The following is a 16,574-nucleotide window of genomic DNA, read 5'->3' as shown; positions in this document are numbered from 1 at the left end:
CACGTGCACGGCCTATTCCAGGGCAGCGACACTCATGAATCTAACGGCGCGAATTCGTTGGCTTCCATCCGCGAGGACGCGATTTCATACCTGCCCGGCTTGAATGTGCATCGCAGTTCGCCGGCATTCGAAACAAGGCAACGGAGCCAGGAAAAGTGACCGAACACTCGACAACGCCGGCCCCTGCTAGCCGATTGACCGACCGCGAGCTGCACGACATCGACGCCTATTGGCGCGCCGCAAACTATCTGACGATTGGTCAGATCTACCTGCTCGACAATCCACTGCTTCGCGAGCCCTTGCGGCTGGATCATATCAAGCCACGCCTGCTTGGCCATTGGGGAACGTCGCCAGGGCTGAGTTTCATCTACGCGCATCTCAACCGCGTGATCCGGCTCAGGGATGCAAATGTCATCTATGTTTGTGGCCCCGGCCATGGCGGCCCGGCGATGGTTGCTAACACCTATCTGGACGGCACATATAGCGAGCTCAATCCGGATATATCACTGGACGAGCAGGGCATGCGCAAGCTGTTCCGGCAATTCTCCTTTCCGGGCGGGATTCCAAGCCATGCCGCGCCCGATGTGCCCGGCTCGATCCACGAAGGCGGCGAGTTGGGATACGCGCTTTCCCATGCCTACGGCGCCGCCTTCGACAATCCGGACCTTGTCGTCGCCTGCGTCGTCGGTGATGGCGAAGCCGAAACCGGGCCGCTGGCCGCCGCGTGGCACTCCAACAAATTTCTCAACCCGGCGCGCGACGGCGCTGTGCTGCCAATCCTGCATCTGAACGGCTACAAGATCGCCAATCCGACCATCCTGGCCCGCATTCCTGAAGTCGAATTGCGCGCGCTGTTCGTTGGCTATGGCTATGAACCGCTGTTCGTTGAGGGACACGAGCCGGCCATTATGCATGAGCTGATGGCGACCGTGCTCGACCAAGCACTGGATCGCATCAGAGAGATCCAGGACGCAGCACGCCATGGTTCCGCAGCGCCGGTGTCGCGACCGAAATGGCCAATGATCGTGCTGCGAAGCCCCAAGGGCTGGACCGGTCCGAAGGAGGTCGACGGGCTGAAGACCGAAGGCTTCTGGCGAGCGCACCAGGTGCCTTTGTCGGGCCTTGCGGAAAACCCCGCCCATCTCAAGCTGCTCGAGGAGTGGCTGAAAAGCTATCGACCCAACGAACTGTTCGACGCTGCCGGCGCGCCTCTTGCCGAGATCCGCGCCACTGCCCCGCAAGCCGCACGACGCATGAGCGCCAACCCGCATGCCAATGGTGGCCTGCTGCGTCGGTCTCTCGATTTGCCCGGCTTGCACGACCATGCGGTAGCCATCGCGCGCCCCGGAGCGGTTAAGGCCGAGTCAACGCGGGTAATGGGCAAGTTCCTACGTGGCGTAATGGAGCTGAACGACGGCACAAAGAACTTCCGTATCGTCGGGCCGGACGAGACCGCCTCGAACAGGCTCCAGGACGTGTTCGAAGTCACCGAGCGTGCCTGGATGGAAACGATCCTGCCCGAAGACGTTCATCTCGGCCGCGATGGCAGGGTTCTCGAAATCCTCTCCGAGCATACCTGCCAGGGTTGGCTCGAAGGCTACCTGCTGACCGGGCGGCACGGTCTGTTCTCCTGCTATGAGGCCTTCATCCACATTGTGGATTCCATGTTCAATCAGCATGCGAAATGGCTGGATGCGTGCCGCGACATACCGTGGCGGCGACCGATCGCGTCGCTGAACTATTTGTTGTCGAGCCATGTCTGGCATCAGGAACATAATGGCTTCAGCCATCAGGATCCCGGTTTCATCGACGTTGCCCTTAACAAGAAGGCCGACATCGTACGCGTCTATCTGCCGCCGGATGCCAACACTTTGCTCTGCGTCACAGAACACGTGCTGCAGACATGGGACCGCATCAATGTCATCGTCGCCGGCAAGCCGCTGTCATGGCAGTGGCTGTCGATGGACAAGGCGATCGTTCATTGCAAAGCGGGCATCGGCATCTGGGACTGGGCATCGCCCGAGGACGGTGCGGAGCCGGACGTCGTAATGGCTTGCGCTGGCGACGTTCCGACCCTTGAAACGCTGGCGGCAGTGCAAATCCTCAGGGAGCATGTTCCGGAACTCAGGATCAGGGTGGTCAACGTCGTCGACCTTATGACCCTACAGCCCAAGGAGCATCATCCGCACGGCCTGTCAGATCGCGATTTCGATGCGCTGTTCACCACTGGCAAACCCGTCATCTTCGCCTATCACGGCTATCCCTGGACCATTCATCGCCTGACCTACCGTCGCACCAACCACGACAACATCCATGTTCGTGGGTACAATGAAGAAGGCACGACGACGACCCCCTTCGATATGACGGTACTGAACGGCCTCGACCGGTTCCATCTCGTACAAAGCGTGCTCGACCGGGTTCCGCACCTCAGGAGCGTTCAGGTCGGCCTGAAGCAGGCGATGGACGCCAAGCTGCTTGAACATAGAGCCTACATTCGCGCTCATGGCCAGGACATGCCCGAGATACTTGAATGGAGGTGGGATCAGGGTCCTAATGAGGCGGCAATCGCCCCACACTAAGGACGAGCCGGTGGCAGACGCGCTCCTGGTCCTGAAGCGTGATTCCGTCCACCCTGACCTTCGCTGTCTTCGAGGGGCGCGGCGGGAGTCCGTGGCTAGAGGCGGCAGTCTGTCGCCGCTGGGATGTTGAGAGCGCCGTGGGTGCCACTGCTATCTGCACCACACCAACCAACACCCCACATGACCAACCTGATGTCAGTTCCTGTCGTGCAAGAAATGCAACAGCGCGCGCTTTGGCGATTGACGAAAGCCGACATGTCTGAATCCAACGCATCGACCATTCTCTTGCCCGGCCTCAGCGAGGTCGAGGCGCAAGCGAGGCTCCTCGCCGAAGGGTTCAACGAATTGCCTACGACCGGTAGGCGCACGCCGTTGCGGATTGCTCTCGAGGTCATGCGCGAACCGATGCTGGCTCTCCTGCTGGGTGGCGGCGCTGTCTACCTGCTTCTTGGCGATCTGCAAGAAGCGTTGATCCTGCTTGCCTTTGCCACATTGTCGGTAGGCATAACGATTGTTCAGGAGGCGCGGACAGAACGCGTTCTGGAGGCATTGCGTGATCTTACGAGCCCCCGTGCCCTGGTAATACGCGACGGTGAAAGCAAGCGCGTTGCGGGTCGCGAGGTGGTGCGGGGCGATTTGGTTGTCCTGGGGGAGGGGGACCGGGTCCCGGCCGACATGCTGCTGATCCAGAGTGCAGACCTCCAGACCGATGAGTCTTTGCTGACGGGTGAATCCGTCCCGGTGCGCAAGATTGCAGGCAAAGATGGCCTGCTGCCAGCCGAGCGCCGTCCAGGTGGAGACGACCTGCCTTTCGCATTTTCCGGATCACTCGTTGTTCGCGGTTCAGGCGTCGGCGAAGTTCTGGCGACCGGGCCGCGCAGCCAAATCGGTGCGATCGGGCAATCGCTCAGTTCGATGGAGACCGAAGCACCCCGCTTGCAGCGACAAACAAAACGCCTTGTCGGCATATTCGCACTCGTCGGCGGCGCGGTCAGTGTTCTCGCGGTCATGCTTTACGGCGTTTTGCGCGGAGGATGGCTTGATGCGGTGCTGGCAGGCATTGCGCTCGGCATGTCGATGCTGCCGGAAGAGTTCCCCATGGTGTTGACGATTTTCATGGCCATGGGCGCCTGGCGCATCTCGCAGGCACGCGTGCTCACCCGTCGCGCGGCAGCAATCGAAACGCTTGGCTCGGCAACGGTTCTCTGCACCGACAAGACCGGAACGCTCACCGAAAACCGTATGACAATAACAGAACTGAGAACGCCGGACGGCAAACTGCTCCGTTTGCCAGACGGCGCGAACGGAGCGATGCCGGCGGCATTCGGCGAAGTGGTCGAGCTTGGCATGTTCGCCAGTGCCGAGATTCCTTTTGATCCGATGGAAAGGGCATTTCACAATCTCGCCCAAGGACGGGTTTTCGGGTGGGAAGCGTCGAACAGCTCTGATCGGAAACTGGTCCGCACCTATGGGCTGCGTCCCGACTTGCTTGCCATGTCGAATGTGTGGTGGTCGGCGCTTGCCGGTGACAATTGCCTGGTCGCCGCCAAAGGCTCGCCGGAGGCCATCGCGGCACTTTGTCGTCTGAGTGCGGATCGTGTCGCCTCGGTCAAGGTTTCCGTGAACGCCATGGCAACCGAAGGACTCCGCGTCTTGGGCGTAGCGCGAGCCAGTCATGCCGGCGATCAACTGCCAGACAAGCAGACTGGTTTCGATTTCGAATTCATCGGCCTCGTCGGGCTAGCTGATCCTCTGCGACCAGGCGTTCCGGATGCCGTGAGTGATTGCCGCGCCGCCGGGATTAAAGTGATCATGATCACCGGAGACTACCCGGCGACGGCAAGAGCAATTGCCGGCGAAGCTGGGCTCGACTTCGAAGATGTCGTCACCGGTGAAATACTCAAGACACTGGACGAGGCTGCCCTTTCGGCGCGCGTGAAAACCGCAACCGTGTTCGCGCGGATCATGCCTGAGCAGAAACTGGCGATCGTCAGGGCCTTGAAGGCCAATGGCGGGATTGTCGCCATGACGGGGGACGGCGTCAACGATGCCCCCTCGCTGAAAGCGGCCAACATCGGCATTGCCATGGGAGGCCGCGGCACCGATGTCGCCCGCGAGGCATCCTCCATTGTTCTTCTCGACGACGACTTCGGATCGATCGTCAAGGCCATACGGTTGGGCCGTCGCATCTATGACAATTTGCGCAAAGCGATGGGTTTCATCCTTGCCGTGCACGTGCCGATTGCCGGCTTGGCCCTACTCCCATTGCTGTTTGGACTGCCAATCCTGTTCGGGCCAATTCACATTGCCTTTCTGGAGATGGTGATCGACCCGGTCTGCTCACTGGTTTTTGAAGCGGAAAACGAGGAGGACGACATAATGAAACGTCCTCCGCGGGATCCGGAGGCGGCGCTCTTCTCGCGTCCGTTGATCGCGTGGAGCCTTGTACAGGGTTTTCTGGCTTTCGTGCTCGTTGCGGGCATTTTTCTTCTCGGCTTGCGCTGGGAAATGCCAGAGGATGAGATTCGTGCGTTGACGTTCTTCTCGTTGGTGTTGACGATCGTCGGGCTGATTTTCGTCAACCGCACGTTCAGCGAGTCGCTGCTGATTGCGCTGTTGCGGCCAAATCGATCGTTCGTAATTGTCGTCGCGGTCGTTGCTGCAGCACTTGGCGGCACGCTTCTGTGGCCGCTTGCGAGTGGCCTCTTCCAATTCGGGCCGCTGCACCTGGATGATCTTGCCGTCACGCTTGCATCCGGGATCGCTGTGTTGGTCTGCCTTGAGTTGTTGAAACACTTCTGGCGGGAACGCCTGAAGGCTTGACCGACCCGGTTGCGCTCAACCGCAGTGCCGATCGGCTCACCTATGCCCGCCGCCACGCATTGCGACGTGAGGCAGCGGAAGAAGAGGCAACGAGGCGACTAACGACGGTCACCAGGATCGAGAAGGGCCACACCTGCAAGCGGCATGGCATCGCCGCCGCCGAAGGTGGCACCCGAAGATAGCGCCGCCCGGATCGGCCGGGCGCGTGGTCATTTCGGAGATGCCAAGTTCGTCGCTCAAAGCGCGTCCTTCGCCATCAATTGGTCCTGGAACGTGGAAGCCGCTTCAACGGGGCATGCAGACAGCCACATTGTCTCCAGGCTCGCAGAAAGTACAATTTGACACGAAGAAAGGGCGTCGACTTCCCTACGGTCTGGCAGATTATATGACGAGGTTCCTTCAGCGTCTCTCCTTACCGGACCGAGGTGCTATCTTGGGGGACAGCCCGCGCGATTCATCGAAAGAGGCATAGCCCAGCACAACCATAAAAAATGCAAAGACGGTCAAGACCGCGATGGTGACGACCAAACTCTCTATTGGCACGTTGTTTCTCCCTTTGATCCTTCATCTATAAGGCAGGGCAAATGCCAGGTGGGCGTTGACCTGGATCAACCGAGGCCGCTGATTTGCGCCAGATCAATTGAGGTATCCTGCGACCGTGGCTATGGTGAAGCGTGAGGAGACACGCTGATGTTGCCCTTCACGCGCAATCAGTTTCTCGCTAACCTGGTTTCTTACAACGAGGGCATCTGGCCGGTGCAAGTGGCGGCATTTGGCCTTGGCTTGCTTGCCGTGGCCTTGTTGTTTTGGCGACCGCTAATGGCGGACCGTCTGATCGCTGGCATCCTGGCGATCATGTGGCTGTGGACCGGCGTTGCATATCACTGGTTCCATTTCACCCAGATCAACAAGGCCGCGCTCGTCTTTGGAGCTCTCTTCGTCGCACAGGGAGCCATTCTGGCCTATGTTGGTCTCGTCAGGAATCAATTGCGGTTCGGCCAGAGTTTTGGACCTGCAGCAATGGTGGGAGTTGGCTTCGTCACCTATGCGGCCGTCCTTATCCACTTCTCGGCATTTGGACAGGTCACGCATATCCTGAAATGCCGGTGTTCGGTGTCACCCCCTGTCCGGTGACGATTTTCACCTTCGGATTCTTTCTCTTCGCAAAGCCGCCCTTGTCGCGGTGGCTGCTCGCGATTCCGTTCATCTGGTCGTTGATCGGAGGGAGTGCGGCGTTCCTCCTCGGCGTGCCGCAAGACTGGTTACTTCTGGTCAGCGGTGTTGTTGCGGTCCCGTTGGTGGTTGCCTGTCGTAGCGGCGCCAATTTGGACGGTCTGAAATCCTGAGAAGCCAATGCCTCACCTTATATTCACAGCGTCGCGAGAGACCGCTTAGGGACGAGAATGTGCCGAGCGCTGCAGTGGGGCTTACGAAGTGGGGTTGAACGCTGAAGCTCCCACGAGCAAGGCTGGGACTGCCGGATTGGAATCGGCTGGATGCTTGCGATTGAGCAGGCAGCCGATCTGTCGGCGACTTGGGGCATCGGCCACTCTGTCGTTCACGACTTCATGCCGGGTGGGGCAACCGAAGATATGCTCGATGATCTGATCTAGACTGCCGGTCTTGTTCTCACTCCCAACCCGTATGCGTCCGAATGCGGACATTGCTGCTGTCGAGATCCTTGACTCATCGCTTGTCCGGATTCAAATTTCCCAGTTCAACAGGGAAGGATGCAACCGACGCTGCCCTTTTTTTCAGGCAACCATTACGGGCTGCGCGTTAACTGACCAAGTTGCCTCACTCGCTCATATTGTGAAGCGCGTCGTGTTTGATGATCTCGATGGTGCGCAGATTGAGCAGGCGGATGACGCCCTTGTCCTTCAGCCGGGTAAAAACCCGCGATACGGTCTCGATGGTGAGGCCGAGATAGTCGCCGATATCCATGCGCGACATCGGCAGTTCGACCTGCCGCAACCCGCCCTGCCGCTCCGCCATGTCGACCAGGAACGCGGCGACGCGTTCGATGGCATTCTGGCGGCCGAGGACCAAGAGGTGTTCCTGCGCTCTCGTCAGGCCCTTGAGCGCCAACGGCAGCAGCTGACGGGAGATATCCGCACCAGTAGCAAAGCGGAAGACGCGGACACCAGTGGCGTTGATGGCTTCGGCGAAGAAATGATGGGTGGTGTCGGCTTCGAAGCCGAATGTCTCTCCAGCCAGATGGAAGGCGCTTATCTGACGGCGGCCGTCGGCAAGCAGGCGGTAGACACGGACCGCCCCAAACTCGACCTGGTAGAAGGCTCCGGCCTTCTCGCCCTGGGCATAGATTTCCGAACCGGCGGGAAAGAAGCTGACCGGCTGCAACGGCGGGGCGTCGAAAGCCTCTAGCAGGCTCGACTGGGTGGAGCTTGGCGACAGTGCAATTCTGGGCGCTGCGTAGGTTTGCATGGCTGTTTTCCCGGTTGATCCGTGTGACAGCAATCGCGCGAATTCACGTCTCGCGAAATTCGGTTATGTCCCTACGGGAAACTACCTAGACTAGAACCTCGACCGGGCGGCCCCCCAGGCCGCTGATGATGGGCAGTTGGTCCGGGCATCATTGATCCCCGTCAAACGCGGCATTGTGATTGATACTTGTCTTTGGTGCGCACAGCCAGGCGCGCTACTTTCCGCTAGGATGTCGGCCCTTGCGATATGAGAACAGTATGACTGAGCTTCATTTATGGTCGATTGTTCAATGCCTCATCCTGCTGACTCTCGCGAACGGCGTGCCCGTCATCGCCAAGAAAATGCTTGGCGAGCGGCTCGCCTGGCCGATTGATGGCGGTTGGCTCTTGGGATGGACAGCCGCTTCTGGGGCGGTCAAAGACGCTGCGCGGGTTCGTACTGGCAATTCTTGCTGCAGCGATTGGCGGTCCTCTTGTGGGGCTCGATGTTGAAATAGGTGTGCTCATTGGTATCAACGCCATGATCGGCGACATGCTGTCGAGCTTCCTCAAGCGTCGCTTGAGATTGGCGCCGAGTGCCGAAGCACCAGGTTTCGATCAGGTGCCGGAATCCCTGCTGCCCCTGTTCGCCGTCAAGAACCTCGTAGGCTTTTCAGTTTGGGACATTCTGGTCGGTGTCGGCACGTTTTGGATCGGCGAACTCCTGGTCTCCCAGCTTCTCTATATGCTCCACATCAGAGATAGGCCCTACTAGTCCTTGCGGGCGAGTTGGTGAAGCGTGATCTCGGGAAGGCAGTTGAGCCGTACTGCAACGACACTCGAGCCGGCGCCGACCGAGGTGTAGCCCGTCATGCCATGATAAATCCAGGCGCCGACGCCCATCGCCCGTGGGAGTTTCGAATCCAGGGTAATCGGGAGTCCACCCGGCAGACAGATCTGGCCACCATGGGTGTGACCCGCGAGCAGCAAATCGAATCCAGCGTGGGCTGCCTGGCGATAGATCTCGGGGGTATGCGAAAGCAGGATCGAAAATGCGTCGGTCGGCACATCAGCCGCGGCCTTTTCTATATTGTCGACCCTGAAGAAATGGGCGTCGTCTATTCCAGCAAGATAGATGCGTTCTCGGCTCCGCTCGATCACATCGAGTTCGTTCATCAGCATGCGAATGCCCATGTCCTCCAAGGCCGGAACCATTCGAACCGTGTCGTGATTGCCGAGCACGCCGTATAGCGGTCCCTTGAGGGAGGCACGCACGCGGGCAACACCGTCCAAAGCGGCGTCGAACGGGCCGAAGGTCTTTGCGCGGAAATCTCCGGTCAGCACGCAGATGTCGTAGTCGAGATCAGAGACAAGCTCGATTACGCGATCCATCGCAGAACGGCTCATGTCCGCATGAAGGTCGCTGAGGTGGAGGATCCGGAATCCTTCAAAACTACGTGGCAAGCTTGCCGACGTGATATTGTTGACGCTAAGTTGGACGTTTGCGGCATTGCGGCGCCCACGCCCATAGAGGCCAGTTAACCGCAGCCCGTTGCGGATTACCGCATGGATCGAATACCAATTCTCCAAATGGAAGAAATTCAGACCTTGGCCGAAAACCTGGGCTTCATGGTCCTCTTCGACCCCTAGACGCTGCCTGGCGTGAATCCGGCCAAGGCGTTCGTCCAACCTCGGGCTGATATCAATCATAGCGGTCCAGAGCCAAGTTGGTTGGCGCCTGGGAACGTGCACCAATCCATCCACATACGGCAAGCCATTCGCGCGAACTTCGCTGCTGCCGAAATCTAATGCTGCAGCGTCTCGATGTAACCGGCAAGGTTGTGGATGCGTTCCGTCGTGACGACCTCGCCGCCACTGGGGCCATAGACTTTTACGTCTTCTTCGAGGAACTGGCGACCCCACACAGGCATCTCGCGATCGCCATGGCTTGGCAAGGCATAGCGACCGTCGATCGTCGCGAAGACCCTCGAATAGGGAAACGCGCCGCCGTTCCGTTCGGAAAGACGCGTCAGGTCGGCCGGACGCTTCAACAGCACATCGCCCAGAGGCCCATCGCCCTTGCCGTAGACGCCGTGGCAGACCGCGCAGGAGTTCAGGTATTCCGCCTCGCCATAGCTCATTTCCTGCGCGGTGGACGCCTTGCAGGCCATGATTGCGAAAGCTGCCGCTATGAGGAATTTCATCGGCGTGTTCCCAATTGGTGGCCAAGCCTACAGCGTCAGCACGTGGACACGTTGATCCGGATCAATTTGCATAGGGGGCGGTCTTTGATTCAGCGCAATGAACACGGCGAGCCGTCTCGCCATTGTTGCAACGACGATTGAAATTTGAGGCAAAATCAGGAGCAGGCGCCATGGCTTTCAAAACGATCCTTGCGGTTACAGGACCGAGCCAGGGTGACGGCGATCTCAAACTTGCCGCCGGCCTGTGCGAGCAGTTTGGTGCCCATCTTTCCGTGCTCGTTCTCGTGCTTGAGGCACCACCCTCGGGCGGTGGATATGCCGCTGCAGTTTCACCGGCGTGGCTGGAGGAACGCCGGGCCGACCTCAAGAGGCTTAAAGAGCGAACTTCGGTCGTTTCCGCATTCCTTCCCCAAATCGTCACATCGGGCGATCTGATCGACGACTATCCCGACACTGCCTGGGCCGACGAAACGATCGGCCGACGTGCCCGCTATGCCGATATTACGGTTATTGGACCGGAGTTGCTTGCCGGCGAAACGCTGAAGAGCAAAGTGATCGAAGGCGCATTGTTTTCTTCCGGCAAGCCCCTGCTGCTCATCCCCGAGGGATCGCGGCCGACACTGAAGCCGAAACGCGTGCTGGTCGCCTGGGACGCCCGTCTGGAGTCGTCGCGCGCGGTCCGCGAGTCGCTCGACATGCTGATAGGCGCCGACGAGGTGCACCTCGTCATGGTCGACCCGGTGGAGGACGAATACCACCACGGCGCCGAACCCGGAGCCGATGCCGCTACTTATCTCGCGCGGCATGGCGTGAAGGTCACGGTCGACCGGCTCCCGAGCTCGAACCATTCAGTCGCTGACGTGCTTCGTCGGCACGCCGTCGATATCGCCGCCGATCTGATGGTCATGGGCGCTTATGGCCATTCCCGGTTGCGTCAGCGCATCTTCGGCGGCGTCACCAAGTCGATGCTTGAGGATCCATCGATGCCGATCCTTATGGCGCGGTAGCAATGCAAGGACTGAAAACTGCCGGGCCGGCGCGATCTGCCGGCCCTTGTTTTTGGAGGATCTGTCACGTGCTGTTCTGCGCGAGGCATCGAACTGGTGGAAACAGCCTACTCGCTTGCTTCCCGGCCCGACACCTGCTCGATGAGGATCCGGAAGAAGACGTGCGGCGTGCTATCTGACACGGGAGGCATGACAGGCTTGAACGCGCCCGGGTCCCACCAGTCGGCGTGCTTGCTCAACACCGACCATGCATGATTGCGCTGAAACCTTGTGGCCGATCCGATCCGGCAGTTCTTCAAAGCGGCCGTCGACAATCACGCTTCTCCATCCGCGTCCCTGGCCGTGTTCCTCGACCTGAGCGCACACCAGGGGATTGGCCCGCATCCAGTCGATCTTCTTACCCAGCAAGGAGAACGCATAGAGGTGATTGTCGGCGTAGGCGTAGTTGAAGCACACGACGTAGGGTTGCCCGTTCTTCACGCATGCCAAGTGGCCGACACGATTGGCCGCCAGCAATTTCGTGCATTCCAAGGCAGAAAGTGTGCGGATCAGCATCGGTGCGATCTCCTATTTTTCACGACGGTTCAGTGTCGTTGTTTCTCTGGCCGCGCCTGAGGCGCGCTTCTGATTTCGGCGCCCGCCGGCTTTTCGCGACTGGACAGCCTCGTCCATCGCGGCGATGACCTCGTTGTCGGACAGCTGAGGGAAGCTCGGATAGTGGTAGCCAAGGGCGCGGAACTGTCCAGGCTGACTAAGGCAAACAACGCGGTCGGCTTCCCGGGCCAGATCAGCCACCGTGTCCTGCGGCGAAACAGGAACCGCTACGACGATTTCCCGTGGTGACCGGCGCTTGAGCGCACGGATCGCGAACTTCATCGTCGTGCCGGTCGCGACCCCGTCATCCACGATGATCGCGGTCTTTCCGGCGATCGACAAGGGTGGATGCGTTCCGCGATAGGCAAGCCGGCGCCGTTCCAATTCGGGGCGCTCTTTCGCGATCAAGACGCGAAGCGCGTCATCATCGAGGGAATAAGCTTCGATGATCTCCCGATTCAGCACGACGTCCGGAGGGTCGCCGTCCACCATCGCGGCGATGGCCAGTTCGGGATTTCCCGGTGCGTCCACCTTCGTGCTCCTCTAAGACCTCGCTGCAAGATCACCATGAAGCCCGGCCTTTTACCTTGATGCGCATCAAAGCGCATGCCGGCAGTCCGTCAGGTCACATCGTCATCGCCGGCCGCGCCGCCTTCGGCCTCCAATCCGAAATCCGCCGTGATTGGTCCGCATCGAAGCGGAGCCGAACGCCGGCACCTCCCATGGCATCCTCGGGAATAAATTCCGCTCCAAGTTGCTCCAAAGCGCGTCGCACGGCGAGCATATCGGCGTTGGACAAATTCCGGCCGGTCCTTTCGAAAGACAGGATAGCTTCTGGCGAAACCCCGGACGTCGCAGCCAACAGAGTGCGGTCGACATGTCATCGTAGTGGCCATATCCACCATAAGAAGGGCGCCTCGCCTCGCCTACATCGTCAATTCCGGTTCCAGAGGGCGTTCCTTCGCTGGGGGCGCCGACCGGCTTAAGCCTCCCACAATTGATAGCATCCGAATACACCGGCCGATGCTGTCACTCAGGGAAATTGAGGTAAATCAACCTGCTTCCAAGCGAGATATGCCAATATTCGTCTGTCCTTTGTGGAGCTTTTTCCAATGAGACGAATTGGTGGTTTCCTGCTGGCCATGTCTATCGCCATAGCGGCCACGGCGAGTGTGGCTTTCTTGCTTTACAAGAACGAGCTTGGCCGTATGCGCGACGCTGCCAGCAGCGGCAGTGTGGTCGCCAAGCTCGACATAGGCCCGATCGAATACGCCGACAGTGGCGTGGGTACTCCGCTCTTATCGATCCACGGCGCCGGTGGCGGCTTTGACCAAGGCCTTGCCAATGCAGCCAATTTTGTGGGTGAGGGCTTTCGGATCATCGCGCCGTCGCGCTTCGGCTATTTGCGCACGCCCGTTCCGCAGGATACCTCTCCAGCCGCGCAGGCCGATGCGCACGCGGCGCTGCTATCCAAACTGAACGTTCCCAAAGCGGTGGTCGTCGGCGTTTCGGCGGGCGCGCGTTCTGCGGTCGAGCTGGCACTCCGGCACCCGGACAAGGTCACCGCTCTCATTTTGATCGTCCCAGGCCTTTATTCGCCCACCAGTCCGGTCTCGATTGAAGCGAGCCGCGGCAACAAGTTCGTATTCTGGGTCGTCAATGCCGGCGGCGATTTCGCATGGTGGGCCACCGAGAAGATCGCGCCGTCAGTGCTCGTTCGCTTCCTTGGCGTTCAGCCCTCGCTGGTTGCGGCTGCGCCTCGAGCCGAGCGGGACCGCGTCATGAGCATTGTCAAGAGTGTTGAGCCGTTGTCGCTGCGCTTTCCCGGAATCAACATCGATAGCGCCCCCGCGTTGCATGAACTGCCGTTGGAGGAAATTACTGCGCCGACGATCATTATTTCTGCGCGCGACGACCTGTTTAACACGCTGCCGGCAGCTGAGTTCGCCGCAGCCAAGATTCCGGGTGCCAAACTGGTCGTCTACGACGCTGGGGGACATCTTCTGGTTGAACAGCAGCAGGATGTTCGCATAGCAGTTCGCACGTTCCTAGCTGGCGCCGGCCTCATCCCGCCACCCGTTGGCCCGAGACAGTGATACAGCATCCGCTTGGGGCAGAATCGCCTCACAGGTCGTTTCGTTGCTGTCGCCCATCGAAGGAACAGTCGCAAGGGGAGGGCAGCGCATCATGGCGGCGCTCGCCTTCTTAGGCACTTGCGTATCCTTCGGGCGACTCTTCGACGACCATACGCATCCGTGAACAGCGGTCAGGGAACACAGAGCGATGCGATCGCATTCTCCCGAGAGCAACCGCATGGTGACCACCTCTGCCATGGAAGACGATCTGGCGACCCTGCAGCGGGAGACATTCGACTACTTCATCCATGAAGTGAACCCCGCCAACGGGCTCATTCTGGACAAGACCGAAGCGAATTGGCCCGCAAGCATCGCCGCCACTGGCCTTGCGCTGGCGTGCTATCCAGTGGGCGTCGAGCGCGGATTCATGACGCGAAGCGCGGCTGCGGAACGCACCTTGGCGACGCTGCGCTTCTTCTGGAACAGTCCGCAGGGCCTGGAGCCGGACGCTACCGGATATCGCGGCTTCTACTACCATTTCCTGGACATGCAGACCGGCCGGCGCGCCTGGCAATGCGAGCTGTCGACGATCGACAGCGTGTTCCTGCTGGCTGGGGCGCTGGCTGCAGGGCAGTATTTCGATGCCGACACCGAGGCCGAAGCCGAGATCCGCAGCTTGGCAGAGGCGCTTTATCACCGAGCCGATTGGCGTTGGGCGCAGGATGGAGGAGAGACCGTCACCCATGGCTGGACACCCGAGCACGGGTTCCTGAAGTATCGATGGCAAGGCTATGACGAAGCGCTCTTGCTCTATGTCTTGGGACTGGGTTCGCCGACACACCCGTTACCCCCGAGCAGCTACACTGCATGGACCGCGACCTTCCGATGGGAGAACTGTTACGGCTTCGACTACCTCTATGCGGGACCGCTGTTCATCCACCAGCTTTCGCATGTATGGATCGATTTTCGCGGCGTGCAGGATGCCTTCATGCGCAGCAAGGGAAGCGACTATTTCGAGAACACCCGACGCGCCACCTTCGTCCATCAGCGTTACGCTGTCGAAAATCCGCGTGGATTCGAGGGTTACGGCGAACACTGCTGGGGCATCACCGCAAGCGAGGGTCCTGGGCCTTCCACGCTCAAGTTGAACGGCATCGAACGCAGCTTTGAGGATTATGTCGCGCGCGGCGTCCCGTACGGCCCCGACGATGGCACGCTCGCTCCGTGGGCCGTCGTGGCCTCCTTGCCGTTCGCGTCAGAAATCGTCCGACCGGCGATCAGCTTCTGCATCCACCAGGCCAAGCTCAAGGCCGCCAATGCCTATGGTTTCAAGGCGGCTTTCAATCCGACGCATCCAGGGACGACGGACAACGCCTTTGGATGGTGGGTTTCGCCCTGGCACTTCGGCCTCAACGAGGGCCCCGTCGTCCTGATGATCGAGAACGATCGCAACGGCCTCCTGTGGCGGCTGATGCGCTCGTGCCGGTACATCCGCAGCGGCCTGCAACGGGCGGGATTTGAAGGCGGCTGGTTGGGAGAGTTCGATCGGGAACCGACGCCAGCTGTTTGATCGGCTTGCGCCGAGGTAGAGTGTATTCGGCGGTTGAAGGAGTCTGCTCACTGTGGAGCAGGAGGACTCCTCCTGGAAACGGAAAAAGGCTCGGCCCTCTCCAGCGGTGGTGGCGGCCGTCGCGGCAGCTTCAGGCTCACCTGCGCGGCGAGCCCCATGGCGGCGGCAGCGGCAAAGAAAGCGGCGCCTTGCAGGCCGGGGAAACCGAACAGCAGGCCGGCGGCCGCAGAGCCTACCGACAGCCCGAGACTGACCGCCGCCGACTGGATGCCCAGTTCCATGCCCCCGGTTTCGCGCGGTGATGCGCGACACCAAATAGGCGAGCAGCGGGCTTATTACCCCGGCCGACGCCGCGACAACGGAAATGGCGAAGATCATTTCGCCGAAGCCGGCAACTGTCGGAAAGACCGCCAGATCACCATCACCAGGAAGGCGGGGGCCACAAGCAACCTTGCCGTTGCCGGTTTGACGAGCGGCGAAAAGATGAGGCCTTGGACTGCAAACATGACCACGCTGCACGTCGCGAACATGAGGCCGAGCGCGGCGAGGCCCCATGGCGAGTTCGAGGTTTCGCAACGTGAGCCCGACTTCGAATGCGCCAAGCCCTGCCGCGGCGACAGCGGCAAGTGCGAGCAGCCGTAGCTCTCCGGGTACGAAGCCGCGATTGCGCGCCTCGACAGAGGCCCTTGGCAACAGGTTCCAGGCAGCGCAAACCACACGCCAAGGGCTGCCGCGACAGCGAGGCCGGACTCAAGAAAGAAGGGAACGGCCTGCGGTAGGGCCGCCGCCGCACCCAAGTCAAACTCCAGTTCCGCAGCGAGCCCGCCGAGCATCGGCCCGACCAGGAAGCCCGCGATCGATGCCATGCTGATCCAGCCGAACGCTCTTGCGCGGCGATCGTCCCCGCCTTCGGTGTCGGCCCCGCCCTCGATGTCGGCAATGAACGCGAGGGCAGTTGGCACCACGGCCGCCGCGAAGCCGCCATTCGAGATCCGCCCGACATAAAGAACGAGCAGGCTCGGTGCCAGCGCCGAGGCCGCCAGAGTGACGGTAAAGCCGAGCAGACCGACGACAAGGACGGGCCTGCGCCCGATCAATCGGAACACTTCCCCCAGAGGAAAGCGGCGACCACCGGCGCGGCGATATAGGCGGCGCTCAAAAAGTCGATGTGCCATGCGTTGAATGCCGGGTCTGCGGAACCGGCAAGCCGCTCGACCATCATCGGCAGGACCGGCAAGGACAATTCCGTAGCCGAGCGCAACCACGAAGGCCGAGGCCAGAAGTACGCCAAGGCTCCAT

The 16,574-nt window shown here is 60.4% G+C and carries 14 protein-coding genes and 2 pseudogenes; 8 read left to right on the top strand and 8 right to left on the bottom strand.

Translation table 11 applies throughout. The features are described 5' to 3' along the window. Positions 1-155 precede the first annotated feature (155 nt). The 4 genes and pseudogenes from AC0L3I_RS25100 (at position 156) to AC0L3I_RS25085 (ending at position 6,748) form a co-directional block, all read left to right on the top strand. On the top strand, positions 156-2,579 hold the full coding sequence (locus AC0L3I_RS25100) for a phosphoketolase family protein (protein WP_473528602.1): 2,424 nt from the start codon (positions 156-158) through the stop codon (positions 2,577-2,579). Between the two features lie 255 nt (positions 2,580-2,834). Beyond that, positions 2,835-5,402, top strand: a complete 2,568-nt coding sequence (locus tag AC0L3I_RS25095) for a cation-translocating P-type ATPase (RefSeq protein WP_473528601.1) — start codon at positions 2,835-2,837, stop codon at positions 5,400-5,402. Further along, on the top strand, positions 5,399-5,584 hold the full coding sequence (locus AC0L3I_RS25090) for a hypothetical protein (protein WP_473528600.1): 186 nt from the start codon (positions 5,399-5,401) through the stop codon (positions 5,582-5,584). Before AC0L3I_RS25095 ends, AC0L3I_RS25090 begins: the two co-directional genes overlap by 4 nt. Positions 5,585-6,092: 508 nt before the next feature. Next, positions 6,093-6,748 (top strand): annotated as a pseudogene (locus AC0L3I_RS25085) (DUF6064 family protein). A gap of 451 nt (positions 6,749-7,199) precedes the next feature. On the opposite strand, the gene AC0L3I_RS25080 reads toward AC0L3I_RS25085, so the two are convergent. Next, positions 7,200-7,847, bottom strand: a complete 648-nt coding sequence (locus AC0L3I_RS25080) for a helix-turn-helix domain-containing protein (protein WP_473528599.1) — start codon at positions 7,845-7,847, stop codon at positions 7,200-7,202. A gap of 345 nt (positions 7,848-8,192) precedes the next feature. Here AC0L3I_RS25080 and AC0L3I_RS25075 point away from each other — a divergent pair, with 345 nt between their 5' ends. Beyond that, positions 8,193-8,600 carry a CDP-archaeol synthase gene (locus tag AC0L3I_RS25075; RefSeq protein WP_473528598.1) on the top strand — a complete coding sequence of 136 codons (408 nt, stop codon included), beginning with the start codon at positions 8,193-8,195 and terminating at the stop codon, positions 8,598-8,600. Here AC0L3I_RS25075 and AC0L3I_RS25070 read toward each other — a convergent pair. After that, a complete protein-coding gene (locus AC0L3I_RS25070; protein WP_473528597.1) occupies positions 8,597-9,535 on the bottom strand; it encodes a metallophosphoesterase in 939 nt (312 codons plus the stop codon). The two genes, AC0L3I_RS25075 and AC0L3I_RS25070, sit on opposite strands and share 4 nt — an antisense overlap. A 95-nt stretch (positions 9,536-9,630) precedes the next feature. Next, the gene (locus AC0L3I_RS25065; protein WP_473528596.1) at positions 9,631-10,029 is read right to left on the bottom strand and encodes a c-type cytochrome; all 399 of its coding nucleotides are present in this window, start codon (positions 10,027-10,029) and stop codon (positions 9,631-9,633) included. A 170-nt stretch (positions 10,030-10,199) separates the two neighbouring features. On the opposite strand from AC0L3I_RS25065, the gene AC0L3I_RS25060 reads away from it, so the two are divergent. Continuing rightward, on the top strand, positions 10,200-11,036 hold the full coding sequence (locus tag AC0L3I_RS25060) for a universal stress protein (RefSeq protein ID WP_473528595.1): 837 nt from the start codon (positions 10,200-10,202) through the stop codon (positions 11,034-11,036). Positions 11,037-11,143: 107 nt separating this feature from the next. On the opposite strand, the pseudogene AC0L3I_RS25055 reads toward AC0L3I_RS25060, so the two are convergent. Further along, positions 11,144-11,591, bottom strand: a pseudogene (locus tag AC0L3I_RS25055) (pyridoxamine 5'-phosphate oxidase family protein). A 12-nt stretch (positions 11,592-11,603) separates the two neighbouring features. Continuing rightward, positions 11,604-12,161: a phosphoribosyltransferase gene (locus AC0L3I_RS25050; RefSeq protein ID WP_473528594.1), complete on the bottom strand. Its 558-nt coding sequence runs from the start codon at positions 12,159-12,161 to the stop codon at positions 11,604-11,606. Positions 12,162-12,742: 581 nt separating this feature from the next. On the opposite strand from AC0L3I_RS25050, the gene AC0L3I_RS25045 reads away from it, so the two are divergent. Beyond that, positions 12,743-13,726 (top strand): alpha/beta fold hydrolase, encoded by a 984-nt coding sequence (locus AC0L3I_RS25045; protein WP_473528593.1) that lies wholly within the window; start codon positions 12,743-12,745, stop codon positions 13,724-13,726. Positions 13,727-13,913: 187 nt separating this feature from the next. Further along, a complete protein-coding gene (locus tag AC0L3I_RS25040) occupies positions 13,914-15,275 on the top strand; it encodes a glucoamylase family protein (RefSeq protein WP_473528592.1) in 1,362 nt (453 codons plus the stop codon). A gap of 47 nt (positions 15,276-15,322) precedes the next feature. Here the strand turns inward: AC0L3I_RS25040 and AC0L3I_RS25035 are convergent, their stop codons facing one another. From AC0L3I_RS25035 to AC0L3I_RS25025, 3 genes are all read right to left on the bottom strand, one after another. Further along, positions 15,323-15,556: a hypothetical protein gene (locus tag AC0L3I_RS25035; protein WP_473528591.1), complete on the bottom strand. Its 234-nt coding sequence runs from the start codon at positions 15,554-15,556 to the stop codon at positions 15,323-15,325. A 93-nt stretch (positions 15,557-15,649) separates the two neighbouring features. Then, positions 15,650-16,372, bottom strand: coding sequence for an MFS transporter (locus tag AC0L3I_RS25030; protein ID WP_473528590.1), 723 nt, complete (start codon positions 16,370-16,372; stop codon positions 15,650-15,652). Then, positions 16,369-16,512, bottom strand: a complete 144-nt coding sequence (locus tag AC0L3I_RS25025) for a hypothetical protein (protein ID WP_473528589.1) — start codon at positions 16,510-16,512, stop codon at positions 16,369-16,371. The genes AC0L3I_RS25030 and AC0L3I_RS25025 overlap by 4 nt, the downstream gene beginning before the upstream one ends. Positions 16,513-16,574 lie beyond the last annotated feature (62 nt).

Source organism: Mesorhizobium sp. WSM4840, from assembly GCF_055811755.1.
Note: the sequence above shows the minus strand (reverse complement) of the source record. Positions and strands in the feature narration are given on the sequence as shown.

Excerpts from the sequence above, each read along its gene's own strand:
- AC0L3I_RS25095 (WP_473528601.1), top strand. The coding sequence starts at position 2,835 with ATGTCTGAATCCAACGCATCGACCATTCTCTTGCCCGGCCTCAGCGAG.
- AC0L3I_RS25080 (WP_473528599.1), bottom strand. The coding sequence starts at position 7,847 with ATGCAAACCTACGCAGCGCCCAGAATTGCACTGTCGCCAAGCTCCACC.
- AC0L3I_RS25070 (WP_473528597.1), bottom strand. The coding sequence starts at position 9,535 with ATGATTGATATCAGCCCGAGGTTGGACGAACGCCTTGGCCGGATTCAC.
- AC0L3I_RS25065 (WP_473528596.1), bottom strand. The coding sequence starts at position 10,029 with ATGAAATTCCTCATAGCGGCAGCTTTCGCAATCATGGCCTGCAAGGCG.
- AC0L3I_RS25060 (WP_473528595.1), top strand. The coding sequence starts at position 10,200 with ATGGCTTTCAAAACGATCCTTGCGGTTACAGGACCGAGCCAGGGTGAC.
- AC0L3I_RS25045 (WP_473528593.1), top strand. The coding sequence starts at position 12,743 with ATGAGACGAATTGGTGGTTTCCTGCTGGCCATGTCTATCGCCATAGCG.
- AC0L3I_RS25040 (WP_473528592.1), top strand. The coding sequence starts at position 13,914 with ATGCGATCGCATTCTCCCGAGAGCAACCGCATGGTGACCACCTCTGCC.
- AC0L3I_RS25035 (WP_473528591.1), bottom strand. The coding sequence starts at position 15,556 with ATGGAACTGGGCATCCAGTCGGCGGCGGTCAGTCTCGGGCTGTCGGTA.